Origin of the sequence: Deinococcus radiophilus (assembly GCF_020889625.1) — a bacterium.
Lineage (GTDB): Bacteria > Deinococcota > Deinococci > Deinococcales > Deinococcaceae > Deinococcus > Deinococcus radiophilus.
Genome location: NZ_CP086380.1, coordinates 1,492,505 through 1,516,447, shown reverse-complemented (window position 1 = coordinate 1,516,447; position 23,943 = coordinate 1,492,505). Strand labels below are relative to the sequence as shown.

The 23,943-nt window shown below is 63.3% G+C and carries 27 protein-coding genes; 15 read left to right on the top strand and 12 right to left on the bottom strand.

Annotated elements, in window-relative coordinates:
• Positions 1-173 precede the first annotated feature (173 nt).
• Positions 174-1,022 carry a DUF4384 domain-containing protein gene (locus tag LMT64_RS07735; RefSeq protein ID WP_126351209.1) on the bottom strand — a complete coding sequence of 283 codons (849 nt, stop codon included), beginning with the start codon at positions 1,020-1,022 and terminating at the stop codon, positions 174-176.
• A 192-nt stretch (positions 1,023-1,214) separates the two neighbouring features.
• Positions 1,215-2,234, bottom strand: coding sequence for a CAP domain-containing protein (locus LMT64_RS07730; protein WP_170165913.1), 1,020 nt, complete (start codon positions 2,232-2,234; stop codon positions 1,215-1,217).
• Between the two features lie 139 nt (positions 2,235-2,373).
• Here LMT64_RS07730 and LMT64_RS07725 point away from each other — a divergent pair, with 139 nt between their 5' ends.
• The 9 genes from LMT64_RS07725 to pheA all read left to right on the top strand — a co-directional run bounded on the left by LMT64_RS07725 (position 2,374) and on the right by pheA (position 9,152).
• The gene (locus LMT64_RS07725; RefSeq protein ID WP_126351211.1) at positions 2,374-2,991 is read left to right on the top strand and encodes a DedA family protein; all 618 of its coding nucleotides are present in this window, start codon (positions 2,374-2,376) and stop codon (positions 2,989-2,991) included.
• 53 nt (positions 2,992-3,044) lie between these two features.
• Positions 3,045-4,214: an acyl-CoA dehydrogenase family protein gene (locus LMT64_RS07720; RefSeq protein ID WP_126351212.1), complete on the top strand. Its 1,170-nt coding sequence runs from the start codon at positions 3,045-3,047 to the stop codon at positions 4,212-4,214.
• Between the two features lie 23 nt (positions 4,215-4,237).
• On the top strand, positions 4,238-4,618 hold the full coding sequence (gene crcB, locus LMT64_RS07715) for a fluoride efflux transporter CrcB (protein WP_229253133.1): 381 nt from the start codon (positions 4,238-4,240) through the stop codon (positions 4,616-4,618).
• 8 nt (positions 4,619-4,626) lie between these two features.
• Positions 4,627-5,181 (top strand): hypothetical protein, encoded by a 555-nt coding sequence (locus tag LMT64_RS07710; RefSeq protein ID WP_126351214.1) that lies wholly within the window; start codon positions 4,627-4,629, stop codon positions 5,179-5,181.
• A gap of 120 nt (positions 5,182-5,301) precedes the next feature.
• Entirely contained in the window at positions 5,302-5,814 is a 513-nt protein-coding gene (locus LMT64_RS07705) for a hypothetical protein (protein WP_126351215.1), read from the top strand.
• A 60-nt stretch (positions 5,815-5,874) separates the two neighbouring features.
• On the top strand, positions 5,875-7,083 hold the full coding sequence (gene xseA, locus LMT64_RS07700; RefSeq protein WP_126351216.1) for an exodeoxyribonuclease VII large subunit: 1,209 nt from the start codon (positions 5,875-5,877) through the stop codon (positions 7,081-7,083).
• On the top strand, positions 7,080-7,619 hold the full coding sequence (locus LMT64_RS07695; RefSeq protein WP_126351217.1) for a GNAT family N-acetyltransferase: 540 nt from the start codon (positions 7,080-7,082) through the stop codon (positions 7,617-7,619). The genes xseA and LMT64_RS07695 overlap by 4 nt, the downstream gene beginning before the upstream one ends.
• Positions 7,558-8,010, top strand: coding sequence for a GNAT family N-acetyltransferase (locus tag LMT64_RS07690; protein WP_126351218.1), 453 nt, complete (start codon positions 7,558-7,560; stop codon positions 8,008-8,010). Before LMT64_RS07695 ends, LMT64_RS07690 begins: the two co-directional genes overlap by 62 nt.
• 26 nt (positions 8,011-8,036) lie before the next feature.
• Positions 8,037-9,152 (top strand): prephenate dehydratase, encoded by a 1,116-nt coding sequence (pheA, locus tag LMT64_RS07685; RefSeq protein ID WP_126351219.1) that lies wholly within the window; start codon positions 8,037-8,039, stop codon positions 9,150-9,152.
• Positions 9,153-9,212: 60 nt separating this feature from the next.
• Here the strand turns inward: pheA and LMT64_RS07680 are convergent, their stop codons facing one another.
• Both LMT64_RS07680 and LMT64_RS07675 read right to left on the bottom strand, forming a co-directional pair.
• A complete protein-coding gene (locus LMT64_RS07680) occupies positions 9,213-10,463 on the bottom strand; it encodes an NRAMP family divalent metal transporter (protein WP_126351220.1) in 1,251 nt (416 codons plus the stop codon).
• 120 nt (positions 10,464-10,583) lie between these two features.
• The gene (locus LMT64_RS07675) at positions 10,584-11,456 is read right to left on the bottom strand and encodes a sulfurtransferase (protein WP_126351221.1); all 873 of its coding nucleotides are present in this window, start codon (positions 11,454-11,456) and stop codon (positions 10,584-10,586) included.
• A gap of 22 nt (positions 11,457-11,478) precedes the next feature.
• On the opposite strand from LMT64_RS07675, the gene LMT64_RS07670 reads away from it, so the two are divergent.
• Complete coding sequence (locus tag LMT64_RS07670) at positions 11,479-11,844, top strand: hypothetical protein (protein ID WP_126351222.1); 366 nt, start codon at positions 11,479-11,481, stop codon at positions 11,842-11,844.
• On the opposite strand, the gene LMT64_RS07665 is transcribed toward LMT64_RS07670, so the two are convergent.
• The 3 genes from LMT64_RS07665 to dxr are packed head-to-tail and all read right to left on the bottom strand — an operon-like array spanning position 11,807 to position 14,660.
• The gene (locus tag LMT64_RS07665) at positions 11,807-12,322 is read right to left on the bottom strand and encodes an ASCH domain-containing protein (RefSeq protein ID WP_126351223.1); all 516 of its coding nucleotides are present in this window, start codon (positions 12,320-12,322) and stop codon (positions 11,807-11,809) included. The two genes, LMT64_RS07670 and LMT64_RS07665, sit on opposite strands and share 38 nt — an antisense overlap.
• 41 nt (positions 12,323-12,363) lie before the next feature.
• On the bottom strand, positions 12,364-13,494 hold the full coding sequence (locus LMT64_RS07660) for a M50 family metallopeptidase (protein WP_126351224.1): 1,131 nt from the start codon (positions 13,492-13,494) through the stop codon (positions 12,364-12,366).
• A complete protein-coding gene (dxr, locus tag LMT64_RS07655) occupies positions 13,491-14,660 on the bottom strand; it encodes a 1-deoxy-D-xylulose-5-phosphate reductoisomerase (RefSeq protein WP_126351273.1) in 1,170 nt (389 codons plus the stop codon). Before dxr ends, LMT64_RS07660 begins: the two co-directional genes overlap by 4 nt.
• Before the next feature lie 116 nt (positions 14,661-14,776).
• Here dxr and LMT64_RS07650 point away from each other — a divergent pair, with 116 nt between their 5' ends.
• The 3 genes from LMT64_RS07650 to LMT64_RS07640 are packed head-to-tail and all read left to right on the top strand — an operon-like array spanning position 14,777 to position 16,730.
• Positions 14,777-15,109: a hypothetical protein gene (locus LMT64_RS07650; RefSeq protein ID WP_126351225.1), complete on the top strand. Its 333-nt coding sequence runs from the start codon at positions 14,777-14,779 to the stop codon at positions 15,107-15,109.
• Between the two features lie 18 nt (positions 15,110-15,127).
• Positions 15,128-15,877, top strand: coding sequence for a hypothetical protein (locus tag LMT64_RS07645; protein WP_126351226.1), 750 nt, complete (start codon positions 15,128-15,130; stop codon positions 15,875-15,877).
• A gap of 16 nt (positions 15,878-15,893) precedes the next feature.
• Positions 15,894-16,730, top strand: a complete 837-nt coding sequence (locus LMT64_RS07640; protein ID WP_170165914.1) for an aminoglycoside 6-adenylyltransferase — start codon at positions 15,894-15,896, stop codon at positions 16,728-16,730.
• A gap of 184 nt (positions 16,731-16,914) precedes the next feature.
• On the opposite strand, the gene LMT64_RS07635 is transcribed toward LMT64_RS07640, so the two are convergent.
• From LMT64_RS07635 to rpsB, 5 genes are all read right to left on the bottom strand, one after another.
• On the bottom strand, positions 16,915-17,751 hold the full coding sequence (locus LMT64_RS07635; protein WP_126351228.1) for a phosphatidate cytidylyltransferase: 837 nt from the start codon (positions 17,749-17,751) through the stop codon (positions 16,915-16,917).
• Positions 17,752-17,912: 161 nt separating this feature from the next.
• Positions 17,913-18,464: a ribosome recycling factor gene (gene frr / locus LMT64_RS07630; protein ID WP_126351229.1), complete on the bottom strand. Its 552-nt coding sequence runs from the start codon at positions 18,462-18,464 to the stop codon at positions 17,913-17,915.
• Between the two features lie 61 nt (positions 18,465-18,525).
• Positions 18,526-19,239, bottom strand: a complete 714-nt coding sequence (gene pyrH / locus LMT64_RS07625) for a UMP kinase (protein WP_126351230.1) — start codon at positions 19,237-19,239, stop codon at positions 18,526-18,528.
• A 134-nt stretch (positions 19,240-19,373) separates the two neighbouring features.
• Positions 19,374-20,174 carry a translation elongation factor Ts gene (tsf, locus tag LMT64_RS07620; protein WP_126351231.1) on the bottom strand — a complete coding sequence of 267 codons (801 nt, stop codon included), beginning with the start codon at positions 20,172-20,174 and terminating at the stop codon, positions 19,374-19,376.
• A 245-nt stretch (positions 20,175-20,419) separates the two neighbouring features.
• Entirely contained in the window at positions 20,420-21,232 is an 813-nt protein-coding gene (gene rpsB / locus LMT64_RS07615; protein ID WP_126351232.1) for a 30S ribosomal protein S2, read from the bottom strand.
• 283 nt (positions 21,233-21,515) lie between these two features.
• Between rpsB and LMT64_RS07610 the strand changes: the two genes are divergently transcribed.
• Positions 21,516-22,574 carry a YpdA family putative bacillithiol disulfide reductase gene (locus LMT64_RS07610; protein ID WP_126351233.1) on the top strand — a complete coding sequence of 353 codons (1,059 nt, stop codon included), beginning with the start codon at positions 21,516-21,518 and terminating at the stop codon, positions 22,572-22,574.
• 96 nt (positions 22,575-22,670) lie between these two features.
• Positions 22,671-23,903 (top strand): VanW family protein, encoded by a 1,233-nt coding sequence (locus tag LMT64_RS07605; protein ID WP_229253132.1) that lies wholly within the window; start codon positions 22,671-22,673, stop codon positions 23,901-23,903.
• Positions 23,904-23,943: the final 40 nt, after the last annotated feature.

Sequence of the window (23,943 nt, the reverse complement as noted above, 5' to 3'; positions counted from 1 at the left end):
GGTCAGAGTCTAGAGCGCCCGGACAGGACGACACTGGCAATCAGTCAAGCAGTGGCTCAGGCCCTGGATAGCTAGTGCTGGTCGTTTATTACGCTGCTGGCCGGTAGAACAGCCGCCATGAAAAGCCCCCCCGCCCTTCATGGGTGGGGGGGCTTTTCAGAACTACTTAAAACTTACTGAGCGACCTTGACGCTGAAGTAAATGCCGTTCTTCTCAATCAGCACGCTGGCGCTCTGGCCATTGCGCTTGAAGGTGGAGTACATACGCTCACCGTTGCGGCTGGTGCTGGTCAGGCTGTAGCCCTGGTTGCCCATGTAACGGACGTACTGCGCGTGCACGTTGTCCAGGGTGGCGTTCAGGTTAAAGTTGGCGCGCCACACGGCCAGGTTGAAGTTGGGGCGAGGAGCGGTAGACACGGGGTTGCTGGGAGCGGGGGTCTGAGCACTGCCACGGGCCACGTTGTACAGAGCAGTGTCGGTGATCCAGGTGTTCTGAGGCAGGGGATTGACCACGATGCTCAGGGCCTGGGCCAGATTGTTCTGACCACTCACGTTCACGTTGGCAAAGCCGCTCTGGGTCTGAAAGTTGGCCAGTTGGTTCAGGTTCAGCTGGGTGCGGCTGGCCAGGGCCAGGACTTTGTTCACGCCGTAAGGAGCGGCGATGTCGAAGGTAAAGTTGTCACTGGCGCTGGGGAACACGCGGGTCTCTCCGGCCCGCAGGTAGTTGCCGCCCGACTGCAGGTTGTTGGGCAGAATCAGATCGACTTTGCCGTTCGGGTCCACGTTGAACAGATACACATAGGCGTTCTCGTTGGTCTTGGTGAACAGACGGATCTTGTCGTTCACATAGTAGTTGGGGGTACGGGCACCGCTGGTGTCACGGTCCGTCCAGACCTGCACGGTCAGCGGGGTGGGGATGGGGTTCACGATGATGCTCTGGGCGCTCAGCTGGGGGCCAGCAGCAGCGGTGGTCAGAGCAGTGGCACCCAGAACGGCGGTCAGGAAAGTCATGGTCTTTTTCATGGGGTCAGTGTGCAACGCGCACGTGATGACGACCTGATGACGGCGTCCCGAAACATAGGGTGTTTTCTCACCTTTGGTCAGGTTTCTCATTGGAACAGGCGTACCTGTCTGAATCGGGCCAGCGAACCGGGCGCCTGAAACTCTGTTGTTGCCGTCTAGAAGCCAGAAATTCAAACCAATAGGGCTGAGCTGTCACGGCACCGGCTTGCCGAAAGTCTGCACCCAGTAGTGTCCCAGATCGCTGCCCGGGAGTTGGACGTAGCTCAGACCAATTTCGCTGAAGTCGCCCAGCATGCTCGCGCAGTGACCCGGACTGGTGCGCCAGCCTTCCATGGCCTCAGCGGCGCTGGTCTGCCCGGCGGCCAGGTTCTCGGCGGTGTTGGCGCGGGGGTAGCCCGCCGCTGCGATGCGCTGGGCTGGGGTGCTGCCATCCAGCTGGCTGACGTGATCCATAAAGTTGGCCGTAGGCATGGCGATGGCGTGGGCCAGCGCGGCGCGGTCCAGCGCGGCATTGCGCCGCAGTGGGGCCAGCCGCCGCCCGTCAAAACGGCCGGTGGCGCAGTTGTAGCCAGCGGTACGCAGGCGGTTGACGGCGTCCAGCACCTGCTGCTCAGCGGCAGCGGAGCCCATGAGGGGCGTACTTGGCACGCTGAAGCGCACGGAGCGGCTCTGGTTGCCCGTCTGCACTGCCGCGGTGTGTGTTCCGGCCCGCAGCGCCGCCGTAGTTGTACCGAGCGGCTGGCCGTCCAGCGAGTAACGCGGCTGGTAAGGGCCGTATATTACGCTGCCCACATCGCTCAGGGTGACTGTGCCGCGGCCCAACAGGACGACCAGACCTGCCCGCTCGGCCCCCTGCGAGCGCACGGCAATAGGCAACTGTCCTTGTCCCAGCAGCCGTCCGTTTTGCGAAAAGGACATGGTCGCCAAGTAGTGACCTGGGCGGTAGTAGGTGTGCTGCACTGCGGCACCCGAAGCCGTGTGACCATCCCCAAAGTCCCAGACCACGCTGATGCCTGTGCCCACATTGGCCCGAAATTCAATGTCCAGTGGGGCCAGGCGCTGACTATCGGCATTGGCCGTGACACCCCACTGCCCCTGCGCCTGGGCGGGTGCAGTCAGCAGACAGGTGGCCGCCCATAATCCCAGCAGGACTTGAGCTGCGCCGGTCAAGGCGGGACGGGCAGAGGAGCGGCGGACAGGGGTGAGACGCATTCTTTCCACTCTATGCAGATCACCCTGACGGCGTTCTTGCGTGATATGGCGGCGCCGCAAGTGGTGAGCACGTGAGTTGGGCGTCATTCAACCTTCAAAGAGCGGACCCCCTTAGCCCAGTCCCGCTAGATTCTGGGGCGTGATCGAGTGGATGCTGAACCTGATGAACCAGATGGGCTATCTGGGCATTTTCCTGTTGATGATTCTGGAAAATCTATTTCCGCCGATTCCCAGCGAGTTGATCATGCCTTCGGCGGGTTTTGCGGCGTCGCCGGAGCAGGGGCAGCTGAATATCTTTGGGGTGGTGCTGGCCGGAGCGCTGGGCAGCGTGGTGGGCACCTTGCCGCTGTACTACATCGGAAAAGTATTTGGTGAGGAGCGGGCCACTGCCTGGGCTGACCGCTACGGCAAGTGGCTGACCGTGAGCGGTGAGGACATCCGCAAAGCCGACGACTGGTTCGACCAGCACGGGACCAAGGCCGTGCTGTTCGGGCGGATGGTGCCGGGGATTCGCAGTCTGCTGTCCCTGCCCGCTGGCGTAAGCGGTATGCCCCTGCCGAAATTCCTGCTGTACTCGTTTCTCGGCTCCGGCATCTGGGCGGGACTGCTGGCGGCGGCCGGGTACTTCCTGGGCGAGAACTATGACCGGGTCGAGCAGTACGTCGGCCCGGCGTCCAAGATTATTCTGGGCGCCCTGGCGCTGTGGTTCGTGTGGTGGATCATCAAGCGGCGGCGCGAACGGGCCCAGGGTTCATAGACCGTCTTATTGGTCCCGGCCAGTCGTTTGATCTGAGCGCTAGCATCTGAGGCATGTTCGACCAATTTGCCGTGATGGATCTGCTGGCCCCAGAGGAGCGGCAGGCCCGCGCCAGCGCCCGCCTGTATGCCGAAAGCGTACTGATGCCCCACATTGCGGACTGGTGGGACGCTGGCGACCTGCCGATTCGTGACGTGATGCGCGGGCTGGGTGCCCAGGGACTGCTGGGCCCGATGATCGCTGAGGCGTACGGGGGCAGCGCCGCTTCATCCAACCTGTATGGTGCCCTGATGTACGAACTGGACCGGGTGGACAGCGGTATTCGCAGTGCGGCCAGCGTGCAGGGCAGCCTGGTGATGTATCCGATAGAAGCGTTTGGCACCGACGAGCAAAAGGCCCAGTACCTGCCCGGCCTCGCCCGTGGTGAACTGATCGGCTGCTTTGGCCTTACCGAGCCGGACGGTGGCTCTGACCCTGGCGCGATGCGGACCCGTGCCCGCCGGGAGGGGGACGACTACGTCCTGAACGGCAACAAAATGTGGATCACCAACTCGCCCGTGGCGGACATAGCGCTGGTCTGGGCCAAGGTAGAGGAGGGCGGTCAGGACACGGTACGCGGCTTTCTGGTGCCCACGGGTACGCCGGGGTACAGCGCCCCTGTGATCAAACGCAAGATGAGTATGCGGGCCAGCGTGACTGGCGAGATCGTGTTGCAGGACTGCCGCGTGCCTGCCAGTGCCATGCTGCCCGGCGTGCGTGGTCTCAAGGGGCCGCTCTCGTGCCTGACCGGTGCTCGCTTTGGCATCGGCTGGGGTGCGATGGGAGCCCTGGAACTGATGCTCACCACCGCCGTCAGCTATACCCAGACCCGCGTGACCTTTGGGCAGCCCACCGCCTCGCGTCAGCTGGTGCAGGACAAGTTGGTCAAGATGGCGACCGACCATTCGGCAGGATTGCTGCTGGCCTGGCGGCTGGGTGTCCTCAAGGACAGCGGCCAGATGGACTACACCCAGGTTAGTATTGTCAAGCGCAACAACGTGCGCCGCGCCCTGGAAGGTGCCCGTCTGGCCCGTGAACTGCTGGGCGGCAACGGCATCACCACCGAGTATCCAGTCGTTCGCCACATGCTGAACCTGGAAACGGTGGACACCTACGAAGGCACGCATGATATTCACACCCTGATCGCCGGGCGCGGCCTGACCGGGGAAGGAGCGATGGGCTGAGCGGTGCAGGCGCCTACCTGCTGGTGGCTCTGGGAGGCGCCGCCGGGGCAGTGCTGCGTCATTGGGCCGCCCAGGCGTTGGGTCCCTGGGCGGCGGCGCTGGGTTGGCCGGTCAGTGTAACGCTGATCAATGTGCTGGGGTCTTTTCTTCTGGGCCTGTTGCTGGGGCTGGTCGGGCGCGGCGTGCTGCCCGACTGGGCGTGGTTGGCCCTGGGAACTGGGGTATTGGGCGGCTTCACGACCTTCAGCACCTTTAGTGTGGATCTGGACAGCTTGCTGGGACGCGGCGCGTATGGCGAAGCGGCGCTGTACCTGACCCTGAGCGTGGGCGGCGGCCTGCTGGGCGCAGTGCTGGGACGGCTGCTGGGCCTCTGGCTGACCCAGGGCCGACCACCCCTCAGCTAAACTGCGGCATGAACCCCACAACTCTGACTGTGTCTGTCCTGGCCCTGTCGCTCTGGAGTGGGATGGCCGAGGCCCAGACTGATGTGGCCACCAGCTGGCAAGACCTTTACGCGCCTTATGTTTCAGGAGCACCCCTTGGAGAACCCCTGGCAGGCCTTGGTGAGGGTCAGACTTCCCTGCTCACCCTGCCCGTCCCAGGTGGGGCGGCGCTGCCTCTCTTTGCCACAGAGAACTGGCGTGGTGACGGGTATACGGTCCAGCTAGCGACACGGGCTGGGACATTTCTGAACACTGGCCAGCGGCGCGCCATCGGCGATTTGGGGGTGCGGGTGGCTTCGGCCTGCTTCGGTCTGCCTGCAGCAGAGCAGCAGGCTTTGCGGGGGCAGCTGGAAGCTTTTTTCGTGTACACGGCCCGTCTACAGGAGGCGCGGCCCCTGCGCACCCGCCTGGGCCCGGTAGAACTGCGCGGCTGGAAGACGGAGCGGTACACCGCCGTGGAGTTCTCGCGTATGGGAGAGCCTGGCAGAGGCAACTGGCAGCACTGGTGTATCGCGGCGGGCTAAGGCAGTGTGCCGAATCACGCGGGTGGGACGGTTCCGCTTTTTATTTCCATGCTGGCGATCAACTCCCGTGAGGCGGCTTCCGTCAGTCAGATGCGATGTGTAGCCCAGTACGCTGAAAAAATGCTGACCCAGACAGTCCGTTTGCTGCCGTTGCTTGCCCTGCCTACCCTGACTGGCTGCGGCACAGTGCCGCTGCCACCCGTCGCCCTGCCAGATGTTGAACTCACGGCTCCAGTGGCCTTGAACGGTTCAGTCGGGCGTCTATTTGCAGGCACGGAGCTGTTTGCCCAGCCGGTGGATGCCCGCCTGAAAAACCTGTCGGTCACAGGTCAGGCAAGGCTGAACACGCCTGCCAGTACCCGCTTGGTGATGGATGTGCTCTTGACCCGTGAGCTGCCCGCCGACTGTGTACCATACGGTCCGGCGCAGCTCTGTACATCAGGAGGCCAGAGCATCGGAAAGGCCGTATTTGCCGCAGGAGAGAAAGCCGCTGAGTTACGGCTGGGCGGAGAGGTGCTGAACACCCTGGCCCACGGCGGTGAAGGGCACTTGGGGCTGCGCCTGACCGAAGGAAGCGTGCCAGCGGGCACCGTGCTGACCTTCAGTGATCTGGAGGCAAAAGCGTACTTCTAGGCGCTGACTCGGGCATTGCGCTTACGGCATGAGACCAGCTGACCGATTAGAATCGCCCCCATGACCCGCAAGCCGACACGCCGCAAAGCCGATCAGAACCCGCCGCCCACGCAGTGGCTGGAACTGTCGGAACTGCTGGATTACGTGGGTCAGGTGCTGGGGCGAGGGCTGCCTGGGGCCATCTGGGTTCGCGCCGAAATTGCCGAGCTGACCGACCGCCGCCACCTCTACCTGGACTTGGTGCAGCTGGAAGGCGGCCAGCAGGTCGCCAAATGCCGCGCCGCGATCTGGGCACGCGAACGCTACGCCCTGGAAGGCAAGCTCAAGCGTGCGACCGGCGGTGGTCTGAGCGCGGGCATGTCGGTGCTGCTGTTTTGCACCGCCGAATTTCATCCGCAGTACGGGTTTTCGCTGCATGTGCAGGACATTGCCCCTGAATTCACGCTGGGAGAGGCCGTAGCCCGCCTGAATGCCATGCGCGAGACCCTCCAGGCCGAGGGTGTGTATGGCCTGAACCGCACCCGACCTCTGCCGGGCGACTACGCGCGCCTCGCCGTCATCACGCCGGAGGGTGCCGCTGGGCTGGGTGACTTTCACCGCGAAGTAGCGCCGCTGGAAGCGGCTGGGGTGCTGGAGCTGCATTACCTGCGGGCCACCTTTCAGGGCCGCACCGCCAGCGAGAGCCTGACGGCGGCGGTGCAAGCGGCGCATGACCTGCACGTGGGGCAGCCGCTGGACGCCCTGGTGGTCATTCGCGGTGGCGGTGCGACCACCGATCTGGCTTGGTTGAACGACTTGCCCTTTGGGCGGGCGCTGGCGCAGTTTCCGGCGCCGGTCATCACCGGGTTGGGCCACGCCCGCGACGACACCCTCCCCGACGAATTAGCGGCGCTGCGGACCGATACGCCCAGCAAGGCCGCCGTCCATATCGTCCGCACGGTGACTCAGGCGGCAGCCCAGGCGCAGGCGGACTGGACCTACATCCGCCGGGTGGGCGCTGAAGAAGCGGTGGGCGCCGACGCCTCGGTGCGCTGGCTGCGTGACCGTCTGCGCGGGGCCGTGCAGCGTGGACTGAACAGTGCCGAGCGTGACGTGACCGGGCTGATGCGCTCGGCAGTGGGGTTGTCGCCTGAGCGCACGTTGGAGCGTGGGTATGCACTGGTGCGCGGCGCGGACGGACGCCCCGTGACCCGCGCCGCACAGGTCGGCAGTGGCGAGGCGTTGACCCTCCACTTGGCCGACGGCGAGATCGGGGTTGAGGTTCAGTGAGTAGAGGTTCAGTCGGCTGGCAGGTCCGCCGCGCCAGTCCCGCCGACGCCCGCGTGATTGCGGCCCACCGCTTGCCGGAGTTGCCGCTGGATGATGCGGATGTGTTGGCCTATGCCGACTGGCTGCCGGGGGCGATGCGGCGGGGCCTTTACCTCGGCTGGGTGGCCGAGGCGGAAGGAGCCGTGGTGGCCGGAGCTGGCCTGACGCTGCTGGAATGGGGCCCCACCCGTGGCGATCCCCAGCCCTGGCGCGGGCGCGTGGTCAACGTCTGGACCCATCCGGACTGGCGCAGACAGGGCGCGGCACGTCAGCTGGTGGGGCTGGCGCTTCAGGCCGCGGGTGAGCGGGGCATCCGGGTGGTCGGCCTGGCCGCCACCGACCTGAGCCGCCCGCTGTACGCCTCGCTGGGATTTGAACCCTGCGGGGCCGAGCTGCTGCGGCGCTCCCGGCACCCCGGCCCGTTACACTGCCCGCATGACCCTGAGCATTCGCCGCGCGGGCCTGAGCGACCTAGACACCCTGACCGAGCTGTTTGACGAATACCGCGTCTGGTACAGCCAGCCCTCGGACCCGGCAGGAGCACGGGCCTTCTTGCAGGAGCGACTGTTGCTGGGTGAAGCGGTGATCTTTCTGGCGCTGGTAGATGATCAGCCCGCTGGATTCATGCAGCTGTACCGGATGTTCTCCAGTGTGGGGCTGCGGCGCATCCGGGTGCTGAACGATCTCTTTGTCCGTGACGGTTTTCGGGGCCAGCACATCGGCACGGCGCTGCTGGACGCGGCCCGCGATCTGACGGCCCAGAGCGGCGCGGCCCGCGTGGTTCTGGAAACCGGGGCCGACAATCACGCTGCCCAGCAGGTGTATGAGCGTTATGGATTCACGCGGGATGAATCGGTTCATTACCTGCTGCCGGTGGAGGGCCGCTAAGCACGCTTACCCCACTACAATGAACCATGTCTGACCAGCCTGACCGCCCACCGCTGACCCCCGAAGCTCTGGCGCAGGCCATCGCGCCGCACCGCGAGCGGATCGACCAGATCGACGCACAACTGCTAGAACTGCTGAACCAGCGGGCCAACCAGGCGCGGGCGATCGGGACCCTCAAGGGTGAGGCCGCCGTCTACCGCCCGGAGCGCGAAGCACAGGTGCTGGCCCGGATTGCGGCACTGAACGCAGGACCGCTGCACGGAAACGCAGTGCAGCGTATCTTCCGCGAGGTGATGAGCGAGTGTCTGGCCCTGGAACGCCCGCTGACCGTCACCTATCTGGGACCACGCGGCACTTTTACCGAGCAGGCGGCGGCACGGCATTTTGGCAGTGCCGCGCTGCTCCAGCCCTGCGCCACCATTGATGAAACCCTGCGCGAAGTCGAAGCGCGGCAGGCCGATTACGCCGTGGTTCCTATTGAGAACAGCAGCGAGGGCGCGGTGAACCGAACACTGGACCTGCTGACCAGTACCGAGTTGCGCGCCTGCGGTGAAGCGACGCTGCGCATTCACCATCTGCTGATGTCGCAGGCACAGGAGTTGCCGGAAGTGATCCAGGTCTACGCGCATCCACAGGCGCTCGCGCAGTGCCGGGACTTTCTGAGTCGCTGTCTGCCGCAGGCTGAACAGGTGGCGGTCAGCAGCAACGCCGAAGCGGCCCGTCTGGCCGCCCAACCGCAGCAGACGCATACGGCGGCCATCGGGCCGGGGCAGGCCGCGGCGCTGTACGGCCTGAATGTGCTGGACCAGAACGTTGAGGACGATCCGAACAACACCACCCGGTTTCTGGTCCTGGGCCACCAGGCTGCCGGACCCAGCGGCGCAGACCGGACCACCCTGATTGTCGCCGCCCCGCAGGCCGATCATGCCGGGGCCATGCACCGCCTGCTTGAACCGTTCAGCCGTCTGGGCATTTCCATGACCAAGCTCGAAAGCCGCCCAGTACGCGGTGGGCTGTGGCAGTACGTGTTTTTTATTGATATTGAGGGCCACGCCGACGACCCCAGTGTGGCCCAGGCGCTACTTGAGATGCGTCAGCGGGCAAATTTCCTCAAGGTGGTGGGCAGTTATCCCAGGGCGTAAGACATAAAAATCCCCGCCTCCTTGTGGGGAGGCGAGGTGATCTGTGCGGACTGACTTTGATTATTTGACGATGCCAGCCAGGTTGAGCAGGAACAGCACGGTGAACCCCGCCAGGAAAATCAGGCCTGCGTACGACAGCCAGCGCAGGCCGGGAGTCAAGCTGGGTTCGTCCCGGACCAGCGTCAGGTTCAGCCAGGCGAACACTGGAGCGGTGATAAAGGCGACGATCATGGCAAAGCGGAGCATGCCTGCCAGCTGGGCCTGCATGGCGATGATGATAAAGAGCCCCACCAGCCCGATACCGAGAATCCAGGCGTTCAGATGCCCGGTGGTCAGGCTGGGTTTGTTCTGCAGCAGCCGCAGCGCTTCGCCGGAGGCGCGGGCGTAACCGTCCACCACGGTAATGGTGGTGCCGTACATGCACATAAAAGCGATAAAGGCGATCAGCGGCACGGCCCACTGACCGATGGCCCCGCCGTACATGTTCATCAGCTGGGTGACGTAAGCGCCGCCAGCGGTGGGGATTTCCACGCCGGTGCCGAACTGGAGCAGCGCGCCCAGCGCCACGAAAAAGATCGCCAGCACCGCCGAGGTGATGTAACCGGTGTTGAAGTCGAACAGCGAGTCATTCAGCGAGGAGGCCTTGTCCTTTTGCTTTTCGCGCACCCACATGGAAGTCAGCGCGCTGATCTCGATGGGCGCAGGCATCCAGCCCATCAGCGCCACCAAAAAGGGCAGTGTAGCCAGCGTCCAGGGGCTGGGCGCCACAAAGTCGGCGGGGGCCGCCGCGCCCCGGCTGGCGGCGAACAGCACCGCCAACACCGTGGTCACCGTCAGCGCCAGCATGATCGCTTTGGTCAGGCCGTCCAGCGCCTTGAAGTGCCCCGCCAGCAGAATCAAGAAGGTGCTGCCGATGATCAGGGTGGCCAGCAGCGGCACGCTGACGCCTGGCAGCACGAAATGCAGGATAGACGCCGACAGCAGCCCCACCCCGGCCAGCGCGATCACGCTGGAGACCACACACAGGATGAAAAAGACCCACAGGTAGCCCCGGCCTTTTTGCGCGTAGCCTTCCACCAGCGAGTGCCCCGTTTCTACGGTGTACTGGGTGCCGAAGCGGAAAAAGGGGTACTTGAGCAGGTTGACCAGCAGAATCAGGCCGACCAGCTGCCAGCCGAACATGGCTCCAGCCTGGGTAGAGGACACCAGGTGCGACCCCCCGATGGCCGCCGATGCCATGAGAAGGCCTGGCCCCAGGGCTGCAAGCTTGGACTGCCAGGTAGATTGTGAAGCAGGTACGGTGGTTTGCATGTCAAGTTTTAACACGTAGGTATAGATAACGTAAAGGTGCCCGGTCCGGTGTGGCATCCATCTGACAGCCCCTAGGGGAAACAGCCATATGAACGGCAACGCGGGGGCTGAGCAGTTGGATCAGGTGCTGGCCGGGCCAGTGGTGATGGGCCGGGCGTCGTCGCTGACCCAATCGCTCCAACTGCCCGCGTACAGGCGGTTGTCTGGACCTAAGGGTACTCCGGCCAGTTCACGCGCCAGCAGGTTGGGGGTGGCGCTGACCCCGCTGCCGCAGTAGGTGACGGTGGCCTGGGCAGGTGCAGCCCCCAGCCGCTCTGCTTGTGACTCGGCGGCCTGAAAGCGGCCCTGCCCGTCCAGTGCCTCAGTCCAGGGCCGATTCACTGCTCCCGGAATATGCCCAGCCTTGCGGTCCAGCGGCTCGGTGTCGCCCCGGTAGCGTTCTGGGGCGCGGGAATCAATCAGGAGGGTGTCGTCGCTGAGCGCGGCCACTTCATCGGCGGTTGCCAGGTAGCTCGTCTGCACCTTAGGTGTAAAGGTGGCAGGAGTGGGCTGCGGTTCCTGGGACGTCAGCTCACCGCCCGCTGCTTGCCAGGCCGTCAGGCCGCCGTCCAACACGGCCACCTGTTCGTGTCCCAGCCAGCGCAGCAGCCACCAGGCCCGCGCTGCGTAGAACCCCTGCGCTCCGCCCGCGTCGTAACATACCACCAGGCTGTCTGGGCCAATGCCTTGCTCGCCCAGCCAGGCTGCCAGCGCCTGCGGGTCCGGCAGGGGGTGACGCCCGCCCGCGCCCGATTCGGTCACTGGGCCGCTGAGATTCATTTCCAGGTCGGTGTACACGGCACCGGGTAGGTGGCCTTCCGCGTAGGCCATGCGCCCCAGCAGCGCGTCGCGCAGGTCAAAGCGGCAGTCCAGCAGCCGCAGATGAGGGTGGTGCAAGTTGGCCTGCAGCCACTCGGCGCTGACCAGGGGGGTAGGGAAATCAGTTGTGGTCATGTCCAGAGTTTAGACTCCGCATATGCCCGCTGTCCGCTCTATTCCGGTGGATGACCTGCGCGAACCGTTCTACGAGTTCCGGTTCTTCTTCGAGGCCGGTGTCCATGTCTGCCTGTGGAGTGCCAATGAGGACGCCCGGCACTGTTTTGGCTATCCGGTGCCTCTGCGTGACTTGATATTGCCGCGTGACCTGACCCTCTGGGGAGAAGCCCTGATGGAACGCTGGGACGACGCTGTAGGGTGGTATGGACCGCCTATGCCCTGGAATGAAGGGGAAGAGGCGTACTTTCACGGCGAGGTTGGGAGGTTCCTGGATGCACTGGAACGCGCTCTGGGCCGGGAATACCGCCTTATTCGGTGTGGTCCCTGGGCGGGAAGTTCCGGTTGACCGGCGAGTCAGCGTTCGGGGCTGCTGGGGCAGCAGGCTCAGGCCACACCACTTCAAACGTTTCGCACTGCACCTGCTCAGCGTCACTAAAAGGCCGGTCCGCCTGCTGACGGCCAAAAAATGTGCGGTGGGCGTCGCGCCACCAGTCCAACGTCAGGTCGCCTTCGCCCTCCGAGGCTGCAAATTCGGCGCTCACGTCCAGAAAGGGAATGTGCTCTACCTTGACGGTTCGGATGAGGGCGGCGGGCTGACCCTGGCCGTCCAGCACCACCGACAGCATCCCAGGGTGAATGCTGGGGTCGGCAGGCCAGCCGGTGGTGGCGACCTTCTGGCCCGACAGGACCAGGGCCAGCAGCCGGTCTGCCATGTCGGGCGAGTCGCCAAACTGAAAGGCGTCGGGCAGCGTCTCTATACCAGGGTCATAGGCGTGAACAAAGTCCCAGAGCACCTGCTCTGTGGCCGTTTCGGGGCTTGACATGCCTGAAGCTTAACAGCTCCCGCCCGCCTATCGGCCCAGATTCAGAAGAACCGCGTCACATCCCGCACCAGCACGAAGGCCATCAGGAACATCACGAACAGGAACCCAGCGGCGGTGACGCTCTGCTCCTGCTGAAAGGTGAGCGGGCGGCCGCGCAGCATCTCGATCAGCACCAGGGCAATGCGGCCCCCGTCCAGGCCCGGAATCGGCAGCAGGTTGAACACCGCCAGCGACAGGTTCAGCAGCACGGCGATCTGTACCAGCGCCCAGCCGTTCAGTGCAGCGGCCTGGCTGACCGTTTCGGTGATGCGGATCGGGCCGCCCACGTCATCGGTTTGTTCGCCTTTCAGGTCCAGTGTGAACATCTCGCCCAGCAACTTGCCAAAGCTGCCCAGCACCAGTGGTACGGCCTCGGCAGTGGTCTGGAGCGACTCTCCCAGTGCCTGTGGCACGCCGACCGGATCGTTGCCGGGACCGTAGCGGATGCCCAGCAGTTGCCGCTCGCCATTCAGCACGGGGGTCCAGTCGAAGGCCAGCTCGCGCTGTTCGCCGCCGGGGGTGCGCTGCACCGTCAGGGTATGCGGTCCAGGCTGGGACAGCACCTCGCCCAGTTGCAGGTAGCCGGGCTGTGGCTGGCCGTCTATCTCCGTGCGCTCAGGAATATCCTGGCCGTCCAGCGCGATGATTTCGTCGCCGGGTTGTAGACCTAACCGTTCGGCCTCGGACCCGGCGATCACCTCGCTGACCCGGATACGGTCATTGGCCGTCACGCCGAGGCTGCTGAACATAACCGTCATCAACCCCACCGCCAGCAGCAGGTTCACGAGCGGCCCCGCCAGCAGCACCGCGATGCGTCCCAGCGCCGGCAGCCGCGCAAAGCCAGTGGTGGAGTGGCGCAGTTGCCCGTGCTCGTCTTCCTCCGGGGCCATGCCGTCAATCATGACGTAGCCGCCAACCGGCAGCAGCGAGAGCCGCCACTCGGTTCCGCGCCACTGCCGCCGGGCCAGCACCGGCCCCATGCCGACGCTGAAGCTGTCCACCTTGACGCCCTGGCGCCGGGCGGCGGAGTAGTGCCCCAGCTCGTGCAGGAAGGTAATCAGGCCCAGCAGCAGCACTGTCCAGAAGATGCCCTGTGGGGTCAGGGCAGCGGCGATGGCCTGCGCGACATTCACGCTTCCACTCCACACAGTTCCTGTGCCCGGCGGGTGGCCCAGCCTTGTACCTCCGCCAGGGTGTCCCAGCCCAGCTCTGCTCGCGGACACTCGTCCAGCACCTGTTCAATCACGCGTGGGATATCCAGAAAGCCGATCTTCCCGGCCAGAAATGCAGGCACAGCCACCTCGTCGGCGGCGTTCAGTGCGGCGGGAAGCAAGCCGCCTGCTTCGCCGGCGCGGTAGGCGAGGCCCAGCGCCGGAAAGCGGTTCAGATCGGGGGCGCTGAACTCCCACTTTCCTTCCAGCGCCCAGGCCAGTTGTTCGGTGCTGCCCCGGCCACGTGGCGCGCCTGTCACCTCGCCGGGACGGGTCATGCCGCCCGCCACCGCTGCCTCTACCGCGTAGGCGATAAACAGGCGCATATCGGCGGGACCAAAGTTGGCACTCAGGTTGCCATCGTGCCAGCGCACCGCCGAATGCACGGCACTCTGTGGGTGAATAACCACCCGCACCTTTGAAAGTGGCAGACTGTATAGTGCAGCGCACTCCATCACTTCCAACCCCTTGTTCATCAGGGTAGCGCTGTCCACCGTGATCTTCTGGCCCATGCTCCAACTCGGGTGATTCAGCGCCTGCTCAGGCGTCACACTGCTCAGGTCGGCAGGGGAGAGGCGGAAAGGGCCACCCGACGCCGTCAGAATCAGCTCGGCCACGTCCGAGAGGCGCTCACCGACCAAACACTGATACATCCCAGTGTGTTCGGAGTCCACCGGGACCAGGCGGCCCCCGCCCTGCGCCGCTGCGGCCCAGATGAGTGGGGCCGCCGTAACCATCGCCTCTTTTGTCGCCAGGGCCACCGCCTGACCCGCTTCCAGGGCAGCGCGGGTGGGGGACAGGCCTGGAAGTCCGCTGATGGCGTTGACTACTACATCGGCCTGCTGCACTGCCAGTTCTTCCAGCGGCAGCACTGCGGCGCCGCTTAGGCGTGCTTTGGCCTCGGCGTAGGCCTCTGGGGCTACGGCCACTGCTTCGGGTTGCCACTGGCGCACCTGGGCTTCCAGCAGATCCAGATTGCGCCCGCCCGCCAGGGCGGCCACCTCCCAGCCGCGCTGCTGCGCCACTTCCAGGGTCTGGGTGCCGATACTGCCGGTGCTGCCAAGAACGGTGAGCTTCACGCCGACCATCATGCCGTATCCCCCCCGAATTAAAAGGAAGGTGAGCTGCTGCCAGGCCAAAGCTATGAAAAGCTGAGAACACGCTGAGGTGGGTAAACTCGCCAGAGCAGCGTCTAGGAGGCACCATGACCATGAATGCACGTCAAGTCCAGTTCGCTGCTCTTAGCCTCATCCTCCTGCTGACTGGCTGCGGGAACCAAGAAGGCAATTCTGCCCGGAAGCCCAACGGGACGGTTGGTGTTTCTCCGGTGCCTCCAGCTGAGCAGCTGCCGTCCGATTCCCCATGGGCAGGGAGTCAACAGGTCGCCGCCGATACCGTTCATATGGCCCCGCCTCGTTCTGCCGTACCGCCCTCGCCTGACCAGAGTGGTGCCACGGTATTGCTGGACGGTGTCTCTGTTCAGGGAGGGGGTAGTCCGCAGTGGAACGAGGTGGGCTTCTATGTGGTGGCCCATTAGGACGACTGGCAACTGTTCATGAACCCGCAGGCTTACCGTGACGCCCGCACAGACGGCACCAAGCTGGTCTTTATTTACCTGACAGCTGGTGACGCGGGGCAGCCTTCAATGGTGCCGGGACGTTCTTATGTCTTGGCGCGTGAGGAAGGTACGCGGCGCAGCGTGCGGTTCATGGTGGACGCGGGCCGAGAGCTGCATGGGCCTACGGTGCGTGGCTTCGCCAAGGCTGGCCCCCACCTCATTTACCGGGTGGAGTACGGCCCGACCGTCAGTTATTACTTGCGTCTCCCCGATGGCTTAGACGCTCCCTATCTGCAGGAACTTCACCAGGGCGAACGGAGCCAGCTCAAGTCGCTGGATTCCCTCAGTACCTATCGGGGATGGAACGATCTGCGCACGACCGTCCAGCGCATCGTGGAATATGAGGGCCGTTCCAGCACATCCCTGCGGTTCCACCTGTCGGATCCTGATCCAGTGATCAACGAAGGCGATCACCACGATCACCGCGAAGCCTCACTGCTTATTACTGAACTGCTGCCCCAATGGCCCTGCGCCGCAGTGAATCTGTACCAGATGTACAACACGTCGCGTTTGCCAGTCAACATGGCTCACGACGATGTCCTGAATCAGGCTGGACTGTTTGCCATGACAGAAAGTGGACGGATTGACTTGGGTTACCCAGGTGGCTGGGAGCCGTTCCACAAGTCCTGGTTGGGCAAAAACTATGTGTGTGAGCAGTCCGCTACAGCACCAACGCCCTGTTTCTGACACCCTAGACTGGGGTATGGCCGACCCTCTGCACCAAGTTCTGGCCCTGGCGCACCAAGACAGCCGCGTCCGGGCCGTTATCTTGAGCGGGTCACGGGTGAATCCACAAGCTGTCCCTGACGCTTTTCAGGATTACGACGTGACTCTGTATGTCCGTGATCTGCCCTCGTTTACCCAGAGTCACCGCTGGATAGACCGCTTTGGCGAGCGCATGATCCTTCAGATTCCGGCGTTGATGGGCGGGGCCGAGTACGACCACACCTCGCCCATCACTTACCTGATGCAGTTTGTGGACGGCTCACGGCTGGACCTGGGCCTGATTCCAGTGGAGCTCCGCGCCGAGTTCCCGCCTGAAAGCCTTAGCCGGGTGCTGCTGGATAAGGACGACCTGTTTCCTGACCTGCCCGCCCCCCACGGGGGGGACCATTTCCCCACCCCGCCAAGCGCCCAGGCTTACGCTGACTCTTGCAACGAGTTCTGGTGGCTGGCCCCTTACGTGGTCAAGGGACTGCGGCGCGGGCAGCTCGGCTACGCCAAGTATCACCTTGACTCCCTGATGCGCGGTGAGCTGCTGCGGATGTTGGAGTGGGCCTTCGGTTGCCGCACGGGTTGGGCAGCCAATCCCGGCAAGTTCGGCTCACGCTTTGGCGGCGTGCTGCCCGCAGGCTGGCTGACCCGCTTGGAGCAGACCTACGCGGGCGCAGACACCGGGGCCAACTGGGACGCGCTGCTGACCATGACCGCCCTGTTCCGTGACGCCGCGCAGGAGGTGGCGGCGTGCAGTGGACATACGTACCCGACGCAGGATGACGAGCGGGTGAGTGCGTATCTGGCGCAGATGCGGGTGGCGTAAGTGGTAGAGTCCGTCAAAATATTCGCTGTCAATGCGCCGGATGCGGTAAGTTTCGCGGGTCTATACCCCCACGCCATAGTCAATCATCAGGCCCGCGAACTGTTCACCGTCAATCAGGATGAGAGTGGCGGTCTGCGCGGCAGGGGTGCGTGCAGGGGACGGTAGGCCTGGAACTGCTCTCGCCTCAGCCGCCGCCCAGCACGCTGATGTTCAGATAGAGGTAGGTGGCCGGGACCGCGAACAGCAGGCTGTCCAAGCGGTCCAGAAATCCGCCGTGACCGGGCAAGCTGGTGCCGGTGTCTTTGGTGTTCAGCGCCCGCTTGAGCAGGCTTTCGGAGAGGTCGCCCAGCTGACTGGCACTGGCGACCAGCACCGAGTACAGCAGCGCTTCCATTGGCGTCCAGATCTGCCAGATGAACTCGGTCAGGATCACGATGACCACGAAGCTGAAGGCCAGGCCGCTGATTGCCCCTTCCACCGTCTTGGCAGGGCTGATTTCGGGGGCCAGTTTGCGCCGCCCGAAGTAGTAGCCCCCGAAAAAACCCCCGATGTCCGCTGCGAAGGTCGCCAGCAGTGGCAGCGCGAAATACAGCAGGCCCATGTCCGGCCCTTCGGTGTAGCGCAGCAGCAGGAAATAGCCCAGGAGCCAGGGAATGTACAGCAGGCCGAAAGCGGAGTAGACAATCCGCTCCAGCGGGCGCTCGCCGGGCTTGATCACCTCAATCACGAACAGATACCCGATCGCCACCGTCAGTACCGCCTCGCGCCAGGACCCGCCTTCCCAGGGCACGCCCGGCAGCATTGGTAGGCTGGCCAGGATCAGGGCGGCACCAAAGGTAGCCAGTGTGCCGCGCCGCACGTCAATGTCGTTGTAGTCCAGCATGCGGACATACTCGAACAGACCCATCACGCCGACCAGCAGCAGGGCCGGCAGCATGGCCCACCATCCCAGATACACCACGGCGCTGACCACCAGAAAGCCGATGACGGCAGTGCTAACGCGGCTACTCAGAGTTTCCAAGGGGTACGGCCTCCGGGGATGGGAAAATAGGGCCAGCCGTGGCCTGTGGGGCCAGGAGGCAACCCGGTTACTATAGCGGCTGCGGCGGGGAGCGACTCAGGGCAGCAAAAATGCGGGAACCGTAGAAGGGCCCCCGCACATTGCAGCTGCGCAGTTTGGCCTCAGCCCAGGATTTCAGCTTCTTTGCGGTCAAAGACCTCATCTACTTTTTTCACGTATTCGTCAGTGATTTTCTGGACTTCGCCTTCGGCACGCTTCAGCTCATCTTCGCCCATATCGCTCAGCTTCTTGACTTCGTCCAAGGACTGCTTGCGCACATTACGAATGCTGATACGGGCTTCTTCCGCATAGTGCTTGGCGTTCTTGACCATTTCCTTGCGGCGCTCTTCGGTCAGCGAGGGAATCGAGATAAAGATCAGGTCGCCCTTGTTGTTGGGGTTCAGACCCAGGTCCGAGTCACGAATGGCTTTTTCGATGGGTGCCAGAGCACCCTTATCCCAGGGCGTCACCGTCAGTGTGCGGGCATCGGGGGCATTGACGCTGGCCACCTGATCCAGTGGCATGGTGGAGCCGAAATATTCGACCATCACTTTTTTCAGTAGGCCAGGGTGGGCACGGCCCGTACGCAGCACGCCCAGGTTGCTTTCCAGGGCTTCGATGCTTTTGCCCATGCGGTCACGGGCATCCTTGTAAATCGCGTTGGTATCACTCATGGCGGTTCCTCCTCAGGTGAAATGGCTGCCCCAGTCTAGCGCGGGGCAGCCTGCCCGGACTTTAGGCTGGGCTACTGATCAGCGTGCCGACCCGCTCGTCCTGGAACAGGCGGCGCAGGTTGCCTTCCTGGAAAATGTCGAACACGACGATTGGCAGACCTTTATCCATACACAGGGTCAGCGCCGTGGCGTCCATCACGGCCAGGCGCTGCTCTACCACATCCATATGGCTCAGGCTGTCGAAACGCACGGCGTCCGCGTACTTCTGGGGGTCTTTGTCGTAGACGCCGTCTACCTTGTTCTTGGCCATCAGCACCACGTCGGCCCCGATTTCCAGGGCACGCAGGGTAGAAGTGGTATCGGTGGTGAAGAAGGGCGCGCCGTTGCCGCCACCGAAGATGACCACGCGGTCTTTTTCGAGATGGCGAATGGCACGGCGGCGGATGTACGGCTCAGCCACGGCCTGCATCTGGATGGCACTCATCACGCGGGTAGGCTTGCCCGACGCTTCCATGGCGTCTTGCAGGGCCATGGCGTTCATGACCGTGCCCAACATGCCGATGTAGTCGGCCGTGGCCGGGTCCATGCCTTTGCCGTTGCGGGCGCCGCGCCATAGGTTGCCGCCGCCGATCACTACGGCCAGTTCCACACCTGTGCCGTCCAGGGCGTCAATAATCAGCGTAGCCAGTTGCCGGGTGGTTTCAGGGTCAATGCCGTAGCCTCCGTCGTCTGACAGAAATTCGCCGGAGAGTTTCAGGAGCACTCGTTTGAACATGGTCTTACCTCTGGGGATGGGCCTTGATAGGAACAACTTCAAAAAAAATTCCCCCTTGCAGCACACAGGCTGAGGAGGAACTTCGGCCTGCTCCTACGTGCGGGAGGGGAGAACACCCCAGCCCGCTGACAGCGTTACTTGCTGCCGACTTCGAAGCGGACGAATTTGTTGACTTTGGCTTCGCCGAGGTACTTCTCCACGGTCAGCGAGTTGTCCTTGACGAACTTCTGCTCAGGCAGGACGCGCTCTTCGTAGAACTTACCGATCTGGCCGCCCACGATGCGCTCGACCATGTTTTCGGGTTTGCCTTCGGCCAGGGCCTTGTTGGTCAGCACTTCACGCTCTTTTTCGATGTCTTCGGCGTTGACTTCGTCGCGGGTCAGGTAGTCAGGCTTTTCAGCGGCCACGTGCAGGGCCACGTCCTTGGCCTGGGCTTCGGTGCCACCCTGAACGTCAGTCAGCACACCGATCTTGCCGTTGGAGTGAACGTAGCCAGCCAGGTTGTCGCCTTCGAGGTAGGCCACGCGGTTCAGCACGAGGTTCTCACCGATCTTGCCGGACAGAGCCGCCACGGCTTCGCCGACTTTCTCACCGCTGTCCATCTGGAACTCGCGGAAGGTCTCCAGGTCGCTGGTACCGGCTTTCAGGGCGGCCTGCGCCAGACCTTCGACCATGCTCTGGAAGTCGGCGTTGCGGGCCACGAAGTCGGTTTCGCTGTTCACTTCGACCATGGCGGCCTTGCCACCGTCCACCACGAAACGGACCAGGCCCTCTTTGGCTTCGCGGTCAGCTTTCTTGGCGGCCTTGACGATGCCGCGTTCGCGCAGCAGAGCCACAGCTTTTTCTTCGTTGCCTTCGGCATCGGCCAGGGCCTTTTTCACGTCCATCATGCCAGCGCCAGTCATTTCGCGCACTTTTTTGATTGATTCCATCATGGGGGTGACCTCCTTAGGGTCTGTGGTCGGGGATGAGTGGTCAGAGGGAGAGCCTGAGCCTGAATATTGCTGTCTGTAGGCCCCACCAGCCTTCAGGATTCTAGCGGCTGGCCGCACCAGAAAGGGAGGGCACACGACCTAGGCGTTCCTTCAGCTTAAAAACCTGACCTGAGCAGCATGTACCGCTGCAAAAAAAGGGAGAGAAGCCCGCTTACCGCGTGGCCGCTCTCCCCAGACGAGGGTGCTTAGGAGCGGCCCTGGCTGCTGGTCATCTGAACGTTTTCTACGCTCTCGCCAGCTTCAGCGGCTTCGACTTCGGGAGTGCTTTCGCTCACGCGCTCGCCGCCCTCTTCGCTGCCGGCGCTCACGTCTTCGTCCGCGCCACGGGCTTCAACCAGCAGGTCGCCCACGCGGTGGGTGATCAGCTGAATGGAGCGGATGGCGTCGTCGTTGCCGGGCACGATGTAGTCAATGACATCGGGGTCGGAGTCGGTGTCGGCCAGTGCGATCACGGGAATACCCAGTTTGTTGGCTTCCTTGACGGCGATGACTTCTTTGGTGGGGTCGATCACGAAGATGGCGTCGGGCAGACGGTTCATCTTGCGGATGCCGCCCACAAAGCGCTGCAGACGGTCACGCTCGCTGCCCAGCTGAATGCGCTCGGCCTTGGGACGGTCGTTGATGCGGCCGGATTCAAACAGCTCATCCAGCTCGTCCAGACGGTCCACGCGGGTGCGGATGGTGCGGTAGTTGGTCAGCATTCCACCCAACCAGCGGCTGGTCACAAAGGGCATCCCGGTGCGGCGGGCTTCCAGCTCCACGATTTCCTGGGCCTGCTTCTTGGTTCCCACGAACAGGATCGTGCCGCCCTTTTCAGCCAGGTCTTTGATGAAGTCAAAGCTGCGGTCCACCTGCTTGAGGGTCTTTTGCAGGTCAATGATGAAAATACCGTTGCGCTCACCGAAGATGAAACGGCCGAACTTGGGGTTCCAGCGCTTGGTTTCGTGACCGAAGTGAACTCCGGCTTCCAGCAGTTGCTTCATGCTGATGTAAGACATAGAAGTCTCCTTTTAGCGTTGTCGGGCCTCAATTTTGCCGCTTGCCGTGCCAGCCCCCGCCCCTGTAAGGCGGGCGATGTAGGAGCCAGTTCCCGGCGCTGACGCTTGAGCAGCGCGGGGCCAGAGGTCACGGACGGCACCCAAACGGAAAGTATAGCAGAAAGGAAGCCGCTCCCGAGAGAACAGAGGGTGATGCCAGGGTGTTCCCTGCGGTCACTTCCTGACCCTCAACTCCAGCGACCATCACCTACGCAGCTTCCCGGTGGGTGGAATACTGTGGTCCATGAGCAGTAACCCTAACCCTGATATTCCCAACACTGAACCCACTGGTGGCCTGTACGACGTAGCCATTGTGGGCGGCGGCCCAGTGGGCCTGGCTGCCGGAATCGCCTGCAAGCGTGCGGGCCTGAGCTACGTGATCCTGGAAAAAGGCTGCGTGGTGAACGCTATTTTTGATTATCCCACCGACATGACTTTCTTCACCACTGCGCCAGAGCTGGAAATTGGCGGGCATCCATTCGTCAGCCCCTTTGATAAGCCTAAGCGTACGGATGCTCTGCAGTACTACCGCAAGGTGACGCAGGCTGAAGCGCTGAACGTGCGGCAGTACACCCGGGTGGACCGAGTTCACGCGGCCCCGGCGGGATTCACCCTGGAAGTGGAGGCGCAGGACGGCACACAGGGCGTGGTCGAAGCGCGGCGCGTGATCGTGGCGACCGGCTACTACGACAGCCCCGTGCCGCTGGGCATTCCCGGCGAGGACAGCGAAAATGTCAGCCACTACTACACCGAGGCGCATCCCTTTTTCGGCCTGAATGTGACCATCATCGGGGCGGGCAACTCCGCCGCCGACGCCGCCCTGGACCTGATGAATGCCGGAGCCAATGTAACGCTGGTGGTCCGGGCGGACGGCATCAAGCCTACCGTTAAATACTGGGTCAAGCCCAACCTGGAGAACCGCATCAAAGAAGGTCGCATTCAGGCTTATTTCAACTCACAAGTGGTAGAAATCCTGGCGGACAGCGTGCGGGTGCAGCGTGAGGACGGGACCACCTTCCTGTTGCCGACCCATTTCACTTTCGCCATGACCGGGTATCTGCCGGACCTGTCGTTCCTGGCAGGTCTGGACTTGCAAACCCAGCCGGACGACTGCTTGGTCCTGAGCGAACACCATGAAAGCACCGTGGCGGGCCTGTTCGTGGCCGGGAGTGCTGGTTACGCTGGCCGGACCAATCAGGTCTTTATCGAAAATGGCCGCATCCATGCCGAAGAAGCCGTGGCTGAGATTGCCCGGCAACTGGTGAGTGGTCAGCCGCGTGGGACAGCTTCAGTTCGGTCATAGTCCAGCGCCGCAGGTCAGGCTTAGGCTTCACACGGCTCACTCAACGTTAGTACTGCCGTCACTTTTGGATCAGCCCCAACTGGGATACTGATTGCCATGATGTGCACACGAACCCTGGTCAGCGCTGCCCTCTTGATGGGCGGCGCTACAGCCCTGGCCCAGAGCGGCACCACTGCTATTCAATTGCCAGCGCAGGTGTTTAGCCCCTCGGCACCCACGCCAGCTACCCAGCAGACGCTCACTGCTCCGGCCCAGCCGCTGGTCTTGCGTTTTCAGGCAGACGTGCCTGCCTACGTTGCGGGTCAGAAGACCAAGGTGCGCGTGACCAAGGAAATGAACATTCCTGCGGGCCGCGCCCAGATTATCCGCCAGCGTGGGACCGTGACCCAGAGCCTGGAACAGGGCCTGACCCGCTGGATGACCGAGCTGAATGCTGGCGGCGGTGCCCGTTTTGAAAAGCAGCAGGGCGGCGGCTGGGTGTTGGTGCAGCACGATCTGTTCAAGCTGGACGCTGACGCCACCCGTGCCGCGTTGCTGGCCGCCATCAAGGACCCCAGCATTCAGGTCGCTCAGGCCAAGGTCGCCGCGCAGAGTCACCCGCAGCGTACCCTGGACTACTTCATCAGCCGGGGGATCACTGGGCATCTGGGCACCGGGAATACCAACTACAAGGGCAGCTCCAAGGCCCGGATGACCAACATTCACGTGGGCGCTTCCAAGTTCAAGGACCGCCTGTTTGAAGGCGGCACTTTTTCCTTTAATCAGTTCCTGGGGCCGATCAGCCGGGGCAATGGCTATGTGGACGGCCTGATTATCGCCGGGGACCGTACCGAAGAGGGCCTGGGCGGCGGTATTTGCCAGGTCAGCACCACCGTGTTCCGCAGCCTGTACATGGCGGGCTTGCCGGTGCGTGAGCGCCATACGCACTCTTATCAAGTGAGCTACTACAAGCCGCAGGGCCTGGACGCCGCCATCTATCAACCCACCCTGGACCTCAAGTTCGCCAACGATACTGGCGGGGCCATCTGGTTCCAGACCGACTGGAATGACGAAACCGGCGAGTTCAACGTGTATTCCTTCGGCAAGCCGCGTGACTTCCAGGTCAAGCTGTCCGAGCCGCGTGTGATCAAGAGCACGCCTGCGCCTGCTGACCGCACCATCCAGACCGATACTCTGGCCTCTGGTCAGCGCAAGCAGGTGGATTGGGCTGCCCCTGGCGGCACGCTGGAAGTGGACCGCCTGTTCGTGAGGAACGGTCAGACTTTCAAGAAGGAAACCCTGACCAGCAACTACCGCGCCTGGCCGAACATTTTCCTGGTCGGCAGATAAGCTTAGGGCGCTGACGCGCCGCTTGAAGCAGAGGGCAGAG